Genomic DNA, 11,655 nt, shown 5'->3' with positions numbered 1-11,655 from the left:
CCGCTTCCCCTATTGCCTATTCCCTACTGCCTACGGCCCAACCCACATGTCCAACCACTCCACCCTCCGTCAGCTCCGCCAGCGCCAGCGACTGGTCGAGGTGCCTGGCACGCCAGGCGAGCATCTTTTCGGCGAACTCCAGACGCACCGGCAGATAGGTGGGGTCGTTCGCGACGTTGCTCAGCTCGCCGGGATCCTTCGTTAGATCGAACAGAAGCGGGGGCAGGCCGCCGCCGAAATGGACATATTTGAAGTCGTCGGTGCGCAGGACAGCCAGGTTGCAGTCGCGTGAGCCGATGCCGAAATGATGCTCGGCCTCGCCGTCGGCGACCGAGCGGAAGTCGAACTCCCAATGCGCGGCGTCCTGCCAGTCGGCCGGCTCCTTGCCGTCGAGCCACGGCACCAGCGACCTGCCGTCGAGATGCGCTTCGGGTGCTGCGCCGATCAGGTCGAGCAAGGTCGGAAAGATGTCGACGGCCTCGGTGAAGCGGTCGATGGATGCGCCGGCTGCCGCTCTTCGGCCCGGATCGCGGATGATCAACGGAATGTGGTAGCTGGCGTCGAAGAAGCCGCCTTTGCCCAGCATGAAATGGTCGCCCATCATCTCGGCGTGGTCGGAGGTAAGAACGATGACAGTGTCGTCCCAGGCGCCGGCCGTCTTCACAGCCTGCCAGATGCGGCCGAGCTGTGCGTCGAGCTCGGAGATCATGCCGTAATAGATCGCGCGGATGCGGCGAAAATTTTCCTCGCTCCAGTCCGGCACCTTACCGTCGATACTGGGAACAAATTTCGTCCGCTTCTGCCGGCCAAGATCGTAAGCGAGATAGGGATGGGTTTCGGCCTCGGCCTGCCAGGTCGCCGCGCGCCTGAAAGCGGCGCCGTCGGCCGGATCGTACATGGTGTTGTAGGGCTCCGGCACGATGAATGGCGGATGCGGGCTGATGAAGGAGATGTGCGCGAACCAGGGCGCGCCTCGCTCCTGCTCGCCAAGCCAGCGGATGAATTCGCCGGCCAGGAAGGCGGTCGGCGTCTGGTCCTTCGAATAAATGGGCGGCGCGTTGCTCACATCGCCGCCGGTCTTGCCCTGCTCGCCCGCCGGACGATGGATGCCAGGGCTGCCGGCGCTGGCGTCGATGCCTTGCATTCTCAGCCAGGACAGCCATTGCTTCTGATGTTCGGGCAGGGCCTGCCGGACGCTGAAGCCGGGCAACACGCCTTCATAACTCCTCAACCGTGGATCTTCGGCTGAGAGCTGGCGTGGGTCCGGCGCAACATCGGTATAGCCGAACAGCGTCGGGTCATAACCCGCCGCGCGCGCCGAAAGCGCGATGTTGCCGTGGCGGGCGTCGAGCGGCGAACCGTTGCGGCAGACGCGGTTGTTCATCTGGTAGAGGCCGGTATAGAGGCAGGCGCGCGCCGGCGAGCAGGGCGCCGCTCCGCCGTAGTGGCGCCGAAAGAGCACGCCCTCGGCGGCAAGCGCGTCGGCGTTGGGCGTCCTGACCACCGGATGGCCCGCGGCCGACAGGCAATCGCCACGCCACTGGTCGCAAGTGATGAGCAGAACATTCGGGCGGCTCACTCGGTTGTCCAAGATCTTCTCCTCAAGACGGCGCGCCGCTCATGGAGCCGAAATTTCCGTGCGTTGCAAGCCGAGGCAGTTCATCGTTCGGTGAACATAACTATATGTTCGTTCACTTTTATGAGACAGTCCATTCTGTGTTTGCCTGCTTTGCCATCGTCGGCGCTATCCTCATATTGGCGTGGACAGCGGCGAGGGCCGCAGCAAGGACAGGGAAGGAGCAGCATCATGCTCAATCAGATCAAGGGCCTGCATCACGTCACCTCGATGGCGAGCGATGCGCGCCGGAACAACGAATTCTTCACCAAGAAGCTCGGCCTGCGCCGGGTCAAGAAGACCGTCAACTTCGACGCGCCGGACGTCTATCACCTCTACTATGCCGACGAGGTCGGCACGCCGGGCTCGGTGATGACCTATTTCCCGTTCCCGGATATCGGCAAGGGTCGGCACGGGGTCGGCGAGGTCGGCACCACGGTCTTCTCGGTGCCGGAAGGCACGCTCGGCTATTGGGAAAAGCGCTTCGCCGATGAAGGCGTGAGCGGCGTTGCCCGCTCGACAAGCTTCGGCGAGAAGCGGCTCTCCTTCACCGGTCCGGACGGCGACAGTTTTGCGCTGGTCGAGGACAAGGCCGACAGCAGAGCGCCCTGGGTGAAGGGCGGGGTTCCCGGCGACGAGGCGATCCGCGGCTTCCACTCGGTCGCGCTGAGGCTGAAGGACGGCGGCGCCACCGAGGAGCTCTTGAAGTTCATGGGCTATGAGGAGGTCGACAAGTCCGGCAACATCCGCCGGATGGCGATCAAGAACGGCAACGGCGCCGACATCGTCGACATCGAATCGCTGCCCGGCGCGGGCTTTGCCAATCTCGGCGCCGGCTCGGTGCACCACGTCGCCTTCGCGGTCGAGGATCGCGCCAGACAGCTCGAAGTGCGCAAGGCGCTGGTCGACACGGGCTACGGCGTGACGCCGGTCATTGATCGCGATTACTTCTGGGCGATCTATTTCCGCACCCCGGGCGGCGTGCTGTTCGAGGTGTCCACCAACGAGCCGGGCTTCAATCGCGACGAGGACACCGCGCATCTCGGCGAGGCGCTGAAGCTGCCGACGCAGCATCAGCATCTGAGGCCCTATCTCGAACAGCACCTGCAGAAGCTGGAAGACTAAGCCATGAGCAAGGACGCCTACATCCACAAGCTGCTGCCCGGTACGCCGGGCAGCCCGCTGCTCTTCGTCTTCCATGGCACCGGGGCGGATGAGAACCAGCTCCTGTCGTTCGGCCGCGAGCTTGCACCTTCGGCGACGATAGTCTCGCCGCGCGGCGACGTGTCCGAGCATGGCGCTGCTCGCTTCTTCCGCCGCACCGGAGAGGGCGTCTACGACATGGACGACCTCGCGCGGGCGACGGCCAAGATGGCCGGCTTCGTCAAGGCGCAGGTCGAGGCGGCAAAGCCTTCGGCGGTGTTCGGCCTCGGCTATTCCAACGGCGCCAACATCCTGGCCTCGGTGGTGTTCGCGGAGCCGACCTTGTTCGATGCCGCGGCGCTCATGCATCCGCTGATCCCGTTCGAGCCGGAAGTGAAGGGCAGCCTTGCCGGCCGCCATATCCTGATCACGGCCGGCAGGCGCGATCCGATCTGCCCGCCGAACCTGACGGCGCGGCTCGAGGCCTATTTGCGTGCCGACGGGGCCGATGTCACAGTGGAATGGCACGACGGCGGGCACGAGGTGCGGCCGAATGAAATCGAAGCGGCGCGGCAGCTCTTCGCCTCCGCGCCCGCCGCCGAAGGAGGCAAGAACAATGGCTGACCAGCTGCCCGAGATCGAACTGGAAGACCACGGCTCCAAGGGTCGCTACGTGCTGCGCGGTCCCGGCGGCGCCGAGGCCGAGATGACCGTCACCAAGATCGGCGAGCATCAGCTCATCATCGATCACACAGAGGTGCCGGACGTCTTTCGCGGCCAGGGCGCCGGGCTGCGCCTCGTTACCCGCGCCGTCGAGGACGCGCGTGCGGCGGGCAAGAAAATCATCCCGCTTTGCCCCTTCGCCAACGCCCAATTCCGCCGCCACCCGGAATGGGCTGACGTGCTGAAGCAGTAGCACCGTCTTCCCCTTCTCCCCCTGTGGGAGAAGGTGGATCGGCGCGCAGCGCCGAGACGGTTGAGGGGTGGGTGACGGATCGCCGCCTTGGCCAAGCTGGAGTACCCCTCATCCGACCGAGCTTTGCTCGGCCACCTTCTCCCGCAAGGAGAAGGGATATCCAGCCACCCAGCCATAAATGCGAACACGCGTCTGGCATTTGCGCAGTTCGGCCATCTTGCCTAAGTAGACAGTTCGCTCGGACGCAATCTTCGCCCCGCCTCGCTCTGTCACCGAATTGAATGGCTTCCTTGATGACCGAAACCGACCTCATCCCCGTGTTCGACGGCCACAACGACACGCTGCTTCGGCTCTACCAGTCGAAGGAAACGGATGTCGAAAAGCTGTTCATCGAGGGCACGCCGGGCGGTCATATCGACCTGCCGCGCGCCAAAAAGGGCGGCTTTGCCGGCGGCATGTTCGCGATCTTCCCGCCGCCGATCGAAAAGACCAAGCGCAGCGCCGTGCCGCCGGCGCCGAGCGACAACGAACCTCTGCCGCCGGAGCTGCCGCGCGCCGAGGCGATCACGTCGACCATCGGCATGGCCTCGATCCTGTTCAGGCTGGAGCGCGCCGGCGCGCTGACCGTCTGCCGCAGCGCCGGCGACGTGCGCGAGGCGATGGCGAAGGGCTCGATCGCGGCAGTGTTCCACATCGAGGGCGTCGAGGCGATCGATCCCGAGCTTGCCATGCTCGGCGTGCTGCACGCCGCCGGCCTGCGTTCGCTGGGCATCGTCTGGAGCCGGCCCAACGCCTTCGGCAACGGCGTGCCGTTCCGCTTTCCGTCCTCGCCGGATACCGGGCCCGGCCTCACCGATGCCGGCAAGGCGCTGGTCAAGGCCTGCAACCAACTCAGGATCATGATCGACCTGTCGCATCTCAACGAGAAGGGTTTTCGCGACGTCGCGGCGCTTAGCGATGCGCCGCTGGTCGCGACCCATTCCAACGTCCATGCGATCTGCGGCCATTCGCGCAACTTGACCGACTGGCAGCTCGGCGCGATCCGCGAAACGGGCGGCATGGTAGGCCTGAACTTCGCCACCGGCTTCCTGCGCGAGGACGGCCGTATGAATGCCGACACCGGCCTCGACATCATGGTGCGCCACATCGATTCGCTGCTGCAGGCGCTGGGTGAGGATGGTGTCGGCCTCGGCTCGGACTTCGACGGCGCGATGATCCCGGCAGTGATCGGCGACGTCGCCGGCCTGCCCAAGCTCACCGATGCGCTCGCCGCGCGCGGTTTTGGGCGCGCGCTGATCGAGAAGATCGCCTATCGCAATTGGCTGAGTGTGCTTGAACGCACGATAGGTTGAAGCGTGCTTACGGCGCGTAGCCCATACGCTTCAGCCATTCCTTGCCAACACCGCGGTCGCGGATGATCGGCAAGGGATCCTCATGGTCGAGCCGGGCGCAGATGCGGTAGACCTCGAGCGTTTCGGCGTTCATCTCGCTGCGCTTGAAGAAATACATGGCCGCCGCGTAGCGGGTGCGGCCGGACCACATCTCGCCGAGCGGCGTGTTGACCAGCTGCCACTGCTCGGCGGCGTCCGCGTCCGCTTCCAGGTCGTCCGCTTCGCTTGCCATATCAAAAATCCGCCGGCGGATTGGCGGTGCGGCGGTCGAGCTTGATAAACGGCCGCGGCACCACTTTCGCCCGCTTCATCAGCTTCTGGTATTGCAACTCGCGCATGGCGTAAATCTCGACCCAGAGGTCGTCGACGATCGTGTCGCCATAGGGCCGCTGCAATGAGGCGATGGCGATGTTGCCCTTGGCCATCGGCGACCACATGGCGGCACTCACCAGACCCACTTCCTGGCTTTTGCGATAATAGACGATCGCGTGCTCTGCCGGGATGTTGCCTTCGATCTCCAGCCCGACCAGCACGTGCCGCAGCTTCTTCTTTGCGCGCGCTTCCAGGATGGCGCGGCGGCCGTTGAAGTGGCCCTTCTCCGGATCGACCATGAAGCCGAGGCCGATCTCGTCCGGCATGCGCAGGCGGTCGGCTCGGATGGCGTGCTCGGCGGTGGTGAAGTCGGCATTGGCGACGATGAGGCCCGCTTCGAGCCGGGCGCGGTTCAGCGCGATGTAGCCGATAGCGCGGATGCCGCGCTTTTCGCCCGCCGCCATCAGCCGGTCCCAGACGCTTAGTGCCTTCTCCGCCGGCACGAACAGCTCATAGCCGAGATCACCGGTGAAGCCGGTGCGCGAAATCGTAAGGGTGGCGCCGTCATGTGCAAACTCGGCGAGGTCGAACACCTTGAGCTGCTCGACGCCGACGAAGCCCGCATCGCGCAGGACGGCGAAGGAGGTCGGGCCTTGCAGCGCAAGCCCGGCTACCGCTTCGGTCTCTTCCTCGACGATGACGTCGTAGCCTAGTGCGCTGTCGAGCAGCCAGGGCAGATGCCGCTCCTGCGAGCACAGCCGAAAGCGCGTCGGCGAGAGCCGGAACAGCGTGCCGTCATCGAGGACAAAGCCCTCGTCGTCGCACCACGCGGTGTAGTGGACGCGGCCGGGCTTCAGCTTTGTCACATCGCGCAGCGTTACTCGGTCCAAATAGGCTTCGGCGTCCGGTCCCTCGATCCGGTATTTCGTCATCGGCGAGATGTCGAAGAGAGCCGCCTGGCTGCGGATGGCGAAATATTCGAGCTCCTCGTCCCACAGCGAATGCGGCGCGCGGTAGCCGGCCCAGTTATACCAATCCTGCTTCAGCCCCAGCGCGTCGATGCGCGGCTGGAAGGGAGTGCCAAGCCGGAGCGTGCGGAAGTGCGATTGCGCAATGGTGCGAGCGTCGAGCGACGGCTTGATAGTGGGATGCTGATTCATGACGGCGTTCCTTCGCGCCCCCCTCTGTCCTGCCGGACATCTCCCCCACAAGGGGGGAGATTGGCTGTCGCCGGCGATTTCGCCAATGTCCGACATCGCAAGAAAGGCGCCGACAAATCGAGCTGCTGATCTCCCCCCTTGAGGAGGAGATGTCCGGCAGGACAGAGGGGGGCGCCGTAGAGCGCAGCTTTGGCGATTTGCAAAAACATCCCTAGGCCCTCATCGCGATGATGCGGCGCGCGGCGTTGAGGCCGGGCGCGCCGGAGACGCCGCCGCCCGGATGTGAGCCGGCGCCGGCGAGGAACAGTCCATCGAGCGGCGTGTCGTAGCCCGACCAGCCGGAGACCGGCCGCGACATCAGCATCTGGTCGGCCTGCAGCTCGCCATGGTGCCAGTGGCCGCCGGGCATGCGGTAACGGGCTTCGATGTCGGCGGGCGTGAGCAGCTCGGCATGGCGCACCGTCGCGCCGATGCCCGGCGCATAGGCTTCGAGCTGCGCCATGATCGCCTTGAGGAATTGCGGCTTGCCGGCGGTCCAGCCCTCTCTCAGCGCATAGGGCGCATATTGCACCACGGCCGAGAGCACGCAGGCGCCGGACGGCGCCAGCGAAGAATCGACCAGGCTGGGCAGCGTGATCTCCATCACCGGCTCCGGCGAGAATTCGCCATATTTCGACGGGTTGAAGGCACGCTCGACATGGTCGGGCGAAGGCGCGATGACCAGCCGCCCCTTGTGGCCGGCGGTATCGACGCCCACGAATTGCGGTGGCCGGTCGAGCGCCAGATGGAGCTTCGCCGCATCGCCCTTCATGCGGATGTTCTTCACCTTGCGCAAGAAGCCGGTATCGACCTCGCGCGGCCCGACGAGATCGAGAATGGTGGTCGCCGGATTGATCGCGGAGACGACGGTCTTGGCCCGCAGTGTTTCGCCGCTTTGCGTGACGACGCCGATGGCGCGGCCTTTCTCGACGATGACCTTGGCGACCGGCGATGCCGGGCGGATCGAGACCCCGGCCTTTTCCGCGGCCGAGCGGATGGCGGCGACGACAGCGCCCATGCCGCCTTTCGGCTGCATCTGCGCGCCGGCAAGGCCGCCGATCTCGCCGGCCAGCCTATAATAGAGGCCGAGCAGCGAGGTCGGCGAGCGCGGGCCGAGGTGCGAGCCGAGTGTCGCGTCGAAAGCAAGCAGGCCTTTCAGCCTGGCATCCGAAAGCTGCTCGTCGAGCAGATCGTAGACGTTCATCAAAAGCACGCGCAAGAAGTCGCGCATGTCTTCCTTGCCGAGCTTCTTCAGCGCCAGCGCGGTCTGGCCGAGCCCGGTCATTTCGGCAAACGACATGCCGGCAAGGTCCGGCGGCCGACGCGACAGGAAAGGTTTCAGGACGCCGGCATAGCGCAGCAACTGCGCGCGCAGCTCCTTCCAGGCGGATTGCTCCGAAGGGCTCGCGCCCGTCAGCACCTCACCATAGGCGCCGTGCAGCACCAGCGGGCCGTCCTTCGACAGCGCGACCGACGGGACGAAGTCGCCGCGCTCGACCTTCAGCCCATGGCGCTCCAGTTCAAGCGTCTTCACCACATCGGGATGCAGGCGATTGAGCAGATGGGCGACCTTGGAGACGCGGAAGCCGGGCGCGAATTCCTCGGTGCGGGCGGCGCCGCCGACCTCGTTGCCGGCTTCGAGCAGCAGCACCTTGCGGCCCGATTTCGAAAGCGTGGCAGCGGCGACAAGGCCGTTGTGGCCGCCGCCGATGACGATGGCATCCCAGTTCACTTCAGATGACGTCATGGGCCGGGCTCATGTGCAGGGTTGGCTTGGCGAGATCGCGCAAGATCTCGGCGGCGGCGTTGCGTCCGGGAGCGCCCATGACGCCGCCGCCCGGATGAGTGGAGGAGCCGCACATGTAGAGCCCGCCAACGGGGGAGCGGTATTGCGCGTAGCCCGGCACCGGGCGGTTGAAGAGCAGCTGGTCGAAGGTGAGCTCGCCCTGAAAAATGTTACCTTCGGTCAGGCCGACTTCGGCCTCGATCTCGCGCGGCGTGCGCACCTCCATATGGACGATGCGGTCGCGGAATCCGGGCGAATATTCGGCGATCTGCGCAATCACGCTTTCGGCGAAGCCGTCGCGGTCGGCGTCGGTCCAGTCGCGTCCGTCGATCTTGGGCGGCGCGTATTGCACGAAGCAGCTCATGAAATGTTTTCCCGGCGGCGCCATGGTCGGGTCGAGCGTGGTCGGGATCATCATGTCGAGGAAGGGGTCGGCCGACCAGCGCCCGGCCTTCCAGTCGTCATAGGCGCGCTCCATGCGCTCGATGGAATCGGTGAAGTGCATGTCGGCGCGATAGACCGGCGAGTCCTTCGGCAAAGCCGGGAATTCAGGCAGCGAATCCAGCGCGATGTTGACCTTGCCGGACGAGCCGCGGATTTTGAAGTTCCTGACGCGCCTCAGGAAGATGTCGGGCAGTTCCTTCTCCTCGACCAGCTTGAGGAAGGTGCGCTTGACGTCGGCGTTGGAGATGACGAGCTTGCCGTAGATCTCCTCGCCGCCGGCGAGCACGACGCCGTTGGCCTTGCCATTCCTGATCAGCACATGATCGACCTCGGCGCCGGTCCGGATAGTGCCTCCGCTAGCCTTGAAGGAGGCGGCCAGCGCCTTGGTGACGGCGCCCATGCCGCCGCGCGCATAGCCCCAGGCGCCGACCGAGCCGTCGACCTCGCCCATGTAGTGGTGGAGTAGCACATAGGCGGTGCCCGGCGACATCGGCCCGAGCGCGGTGCCGATGATGCCGGAAAGCGCGAAGTTCGCCTTGATGACGTCGGTCTCGAAATACTCGTCGAGGAAGTCGGAGATCGACATCGTCCAGAAGCGCAAGGTCAGCGCCATCTCCTCGGCGGTGAGACCGGCGAATTTCTTGCCGAGATAGAGTAATTCGCCAATGTCGCGCGGCCTGAGACTGGTCGGATCGGGCGCGGTGCGCATCAGCAGCGGCTGGATGAAACGGCATTGCCGGGTGACGTCGCGCGAATAGCGGTCATAGGCCTCGGCGTCGCGCCTGGAGAAGCGGGCGAACTCGCGGCGATGGGCATCGTGGTCGCGGTAGTTGGCGAGATAGTCGCCGTCGCGCGTGAACACGGCGCCGCCCTCGTAGGAGATCACCTGCAGGCCGAAGCGAGGCAGCTCCAGGTCGCGCATGATCTCGGGCCGGAACAGCGAGCAGACATAGGAGCAGTTGGAGTAGAGAAAGCCCGGCGTCAGCTCGCGGCTGGTCGCGGCGCCGCCGACCCAGTCGTTCTTCTCGACCACCAGCACGTCCAGCCCGGCGCGCTGCAGATAGCAGGCGTTGACCAGCCCGTTGTGGCCGCCGCCGATGACGATCGCGTCCCACGCCTTCATGTGCGCTCACCCTCCGTCCGGCTGCCCTCTTTTCTGGGCTATTTGTTCCCCGATGCGCGGAATTTGGCACGGATCGCGGCTTTTTGTCCAGCCATTCTGAATGAATGTTCAACAAATGATATTGCGTTTTTCCGTTGATGCGCTAGGCTTTGCACAAATTTCGGGCTCTGAATCACTGAATGGGCCCACATCGGCATTTTGGGACTGGAGTCCGATGATCGAAACGGCTGACGCCGAGCCGGAATATGACGACACCGCCATCCGCTTCCTCGAAGCGCTCTGGGGTGATGGTTACCTGTCGCCGGGCGGTCCTGAAGAAGTCGACCGCGTGGTCGAGGGCTTATCGCTAAAGGGCAAGACCATCCTCGATATCGGCTGCGGCGCCGGCGGCATCACGCTGCATCTGGTCGAGCGGCACGGCGCTGCGCATGCAACGGGCTTCGACGTCGAGCGGCCGGTGATCGAGGCGGCGAGGCGGAAGGCAGCGAAGCTGCGTCTCCAAGACCACGTCCGTTTCGTCCAGGCGCCGCCGGGGCCACTGCCGTTCGCCGACGCCTCCTTCGACGTCGTCTTCTCCAAGGATGCGCTGCTGCATGTGCGGGACAAGGACGCGCTTTTCGCGGAGATTTTTCGCGTGCTGAAACCCGGCGGTGTCTTCGCCGCGTCGAACTGGATGATCTCGCATGACGGCGAGCCGTCTGCGGACATGAAGGCCTATGTCGCGGCGGAAGGCCTGTCCTTCGCCATGGCCTCGCCGGCGCGCTACACCGAAGCGATGCGCCGTGCGGGCTTCTGCGATATCGCCGTCCGCGACCGCAATCCGTGGTACCGCGAGGTCGCGCGGGAGGAACTGGCTCGCCTCAAGGGACCGCTTTATCAACCCGTCGCCGCCGCGGTCGGCGCGGCCTATGTCGACAAGAACATCCGGACCTGGGAGGCGATGCAGAAGGTGCTTGACAGTGGGGAGCACCGTCCCACTCATCTGCGCGGTTGGAAGCCGGTTGGGTAGCCGGCAATGCTGGAGACCGTCACGCTCATGAAGAACGCAGAGGCCAGGGAAGCCTTGCCTGAACCGGCACGAAAAGGCGACGCTGAGAAGCGCGGCCGCAAGGCCTCAAAGGAGGTCCGGCGGCTCCAGTTGATCGAGGCGACGATCGATTCACTGGCCAAGCGCGGTTATGCGGAAACGACGATGGCCGATGTCGCCGACGGCGCGGGGCTCTCGCGCGGCATCGTTAACTTCCATTTCGAGAGCAAGGAGAAGCTGCTCGTCGCCACGCTGCAGCATATGTATGACGAGTATTCGGCGCATTGGCGCACCGCGCTGCAAAAGGCCGGCGACGATCCGGCGAGACAGCTGCAGGCGCTGGTGTGGGCCGATTTCGACCGCTCGATCTGCAACAAGCGCAAGCTCGCCGCCTGGTGCGCCTTCTGGGGCGAAGCGAAGTCGCGGCCGACCTACCAGGCGCTGAGCAGCTCGCGCGATGCCTATTACCAACAGGTCTTCATCGATCTCTGCGCGACGCTGAAGCAAAGCGGCGGTTACGCCTACGAGCCGCAGGTCATGGCTCTGGCGCTTTCGGCGATGCTGGAAGGCCTGTGGCTGCGGCTGATGATGGGAACGCAGGACACCACGCGCGAGACCGCGCTGCAGGCGGCCAACGCCTTCTTGGCCGCCGCCTTCCCGAAACATTACGGGTTAGCAACAGCCGGCCAATAAGACCGG

Annotated in this window: 11 protein-coding genes; 6 read left to right on the top strand and 5 right to left on the bottom strand. The window is 65.1% G+C overall.

Going from position 1 to position 11,655, the window contains the following annotated elements; translation table 11 throughout:
* Positions 1–16: 16 nt before the first annotated feature.
* Positions 17–1,591 carry an alkaline phosphatase family protein gene (locus RFN30_RS10475; protein ID WP_320262001.1) on the bottom strand — a complete coding sequence of 525 codons (1,575 nt, stop codon included), beginning with the start codon at positions 1,589–1,591 and terminating at the stop codon, positions 17–19.
* A gap of 216 nt (positions 1,592–1,807) precedes the next feature.
* Here RFN30_RS10475 and RFN30_RS10470 point away from each other — a divergent pair, with 216 nt between their 5' ends.
* From RFN30_RS10470 to RFN30_RS10455, 4 genes are all read left to right on the top strand, one after another.
* Entirely contained in the window at positions 1,808–2,740 is a 933-nt protein-coding gene (locus RFN30_RS10470; protein ID WP_320262000.1) for a VOC family protein, read from the top strand.
* Positions 2,741–2,743: 3 nt separating this feature from the next.
* A complete protein-coding gene (locus tag RFN30_RS10465) occupies positions 2,744–3,382 on the top strand; it encodes an alpha/beta hydrolase (RefSeq protein WP_320261999.1) in 639 nt (212 codons plus the stop codon).
* Positions 3,375–3,674: a GNAT family N-acetyltransferase gene (locus RFN30_RS10460; RefSeq protein ID WP_320261998.1), complete on the top strand. Its 300-nt coding sequence runs from the start codon at positions 3,375–3,377 to the stop codon at positions 3,672–3,674. The genes RFN30_RS10465 and RFN30_RS10460 overlap by 8 nt, the downstream gene beginning before the upstream one ends.
* A gap of 293 nt (positions 3,675–3,967) precedes the next feature.
* On the top strand, positions 3,968–5,026 hold the full coding sequence (locus tag RFN30_RS10455; RefSeq protein WP_320261997.1) for a dipeptidase: 1,059 nt from the start codon (positions 3,968–3,970) through the stop codon (positions 5,024–5,026).
* A gap of 7 nt (positions 5,027–5,033) precedes the next feature.
* On the opposite strand, the gene RFN30_RS10450 is transcribed toward RFN30_RS10455, so the two are convergent.
* The 4 genes from RFN30_RS10450 to RFN30_RS10435 form a co-directional block, all read right to left on the bottom strand.
* Positions 5,034–5,297 carry a hypothetical protein gene (locus tag RFN30_RS10450; protein ID WP_320261996.1) on the bottom strand — a complete coding sequence of 88 codons (264 nt, stop codon included), beginning with the start codon at positions 5,295–5,297 and terminating at the stop codon, positions 5,034–5,036.
* 1 nt (position 5,298) lies between these two features.
* Positions 5,299–6,537: an aminomethyl transferase family protein gene (locus RFN30_RS10445; protein ID WP_320261995.1), complete on the bottom strand. Its 1,239-nt coding sequence runs from the start codon at positions 6,535–6,537 to the stop codon at positions 5,299–5,301.
* A 211-nt stretch (positions 6,538–6,748) separates the two neighbouring features.
* Positions 6,749–8,323 carry a phytoene desaturase family protein gene (locus tag RFN30_RS10440; protein ID WP_320261994.1) on the bottom strand — a complete coding sequence of 525 codons (1,575 nt, stop codon included), beginning with the start codon at positions 8,321–8,323 and terminating at the stop codon, positions 6,749–6,751.
* Positions 8,310–9,929 carry a phytoene desaturase family protein gene (locus tag RFN30_RS10435; protein WP_320261993.1) on the bottom strand — a complete coding sequence of 540 codons (1,620 nt, stop codon included), beginning with the start codon at positions 9,927–9,929 and terminating at the stop codon, positions 8,310–8,312. The genes RFN30_RS10440 and RFN30_RS10435 overlap by 14 nt, the downstream gene beginning before the upstream one ends.
* A 214-nt stretch (positions 9,930–10,143) precedes the next feature.
* On the opposite strand from RFN30_RS10435, the gene RFN30_RS10430 reads away from it, so the two are divergent.
* Positions 10,144–10,938: a class I SAM-dependent methyltransferase gene (locus RFN30_RS10430; protein WP_320261992.1), complete on the top strand. Its 795-nt coding sequence runs from the start codon at positions 10,144–10,146 to the stop codon at positions 10,936–10,938.
* 6 nt (positions 10,939–10,944) lie between these two features.
* Positions 10,945–11,649, top strand: coding sequence for a transcriptional regulator BetI (gene betI, locus RFN30_RS10425; protein ID WP_320261991.1), 705 nt, complete (start codon positions 10,945–10,947; stop codon positions 11,647–11,649).
* The last annotated feature ends 6 nt before the right edge of the window (positions 11,650–11,655 follow it).

This window comes from Mesorhizobium dulcispinae (assembly GCF_033977345.1).
GTDB lineage: Bacteria > Pseudomonadota > Alphaproteobacteria > Rhizobiales > Rhizobiaceae > Mesorhizobium > Mesorhizobium dulcispinae.
Note: the sequence above shows the minus strand (reverse complement) of the source record. Positions and strands in the feature narration are given on the sequence as shown.